1 protein-coding gene is annotated in these 1,036 nt (G+C 71.0%); it reads right to left on the bottom strand.

Going from position 1 to position 1,036, the window contains the following annotated elements:
- Positions 1 to 1,029 (bottom strand): transposase (locus QMK28_RS33970; RefSeq protein ID WP_326443553.1); only part of this gene is annotated, 1,029 nt, incomplete at its 3' end.
- Positions 1,030 to 1,036: the final 7 nt, after the last annotated feature.

The raw sequence follows: 1,036 nt of genomic DNA, 5'->3' as shown, positions 1-1,036 counted from the left end.
AGCACTCTGCGCGAAGTGCTCACCCTCGTGGCTCTCGTGGCACGTGTCCAGTCCGACCGGCCCGACGAGCTCGATCCCGTACTCGTCGCGGGCGGTGACGATGTGTGCGGCGGTGACGTAGCCGGCGTCCACATCGTGCTCGTCGGGGAGTAACTGCCGTGCGGACAGGCCCTGGTGGACTTCTTCGGTCACCTCGGTGTCGGCGACGGTGGCGTCCGTGGTCACCACATGGGTGATCAGGTGCGGGGCATCGGGTTCGCAGGTCTCGCTCAGGTGGGTCTTATAGCCGCACCAGCCCGAGCCTCGCTTCACGCCGTAGCGGGCATCCGGGTCGTAAGGCGAGGACAGCCGGCGTCTGCCCGGCGGGAGGTCCTTGCCCTCCCGCCAGCGCACCCCCATCCCGTCCTCGTCGCGGTGGTACTGCTCGACCCAGGCCCGGCGCAGGACCTGGACGGCGGGGATCTCCCGCAGCCGGCCCGGGGCGGTGGGGGCGAAGGCGGCCTGGAGTATCGTGAAGCCGTCCTGGCCGACTTGCCCGGCCCACCCGGCGCGGACGTTGTCGCCCTTGGGGAAGCGGTAGGAGTCGATCCGGGCGCCGTAGCGCTTGGCCCAGTCCGCGGTGACCAGCGGGGACAGCCATTGCGGGGCGGCCGCCGCCAGGGCCTCCAAGGCAGCGCGAAGTGTCTCGCCGACGAACTCCATCCGGTTCAACGTCCGTACCGCCGCCAGGACATGGGTGGAATCGGTCCGCTGGCGACCCCCCGCGCGCAGCAGCCCGAGCCCGGAGATCCGCTCCAGGACCAGTTCCAGGACCTTCTCCTCCAGCCCGTGCTCGATCAGCCGGGCGCGGAAGTCGCTCAGGACGGAGAAGTCGAACCCCGGGTCGTCCAGCTCCAGGCCGAGCAGGAACTTCCAGTCCATACGGGCCCGCACCTGGTCAGCGGCCTGCCGGTCGGTGAGCCCCTCCGCGTACTGCAGCACCGAAACCAGCGCCAGCGCCCCAGGCGAGATCGCCGGCCGCCCCCGCACGGGGAAC

It is taken from the genome of Streptomyces sp. H27-D2, from assembly GCF_035828615.1.
Classification (GTDB): Bacteria; Actinomycetota; Actinomycetes; order Streptomycetales; family Streptomycetaceae; genus Streptomyces.
Note: the sequence above shows the minus strand (reverse complement) of the source record. Positions and strands in the feature narration are given on the sequence as shown.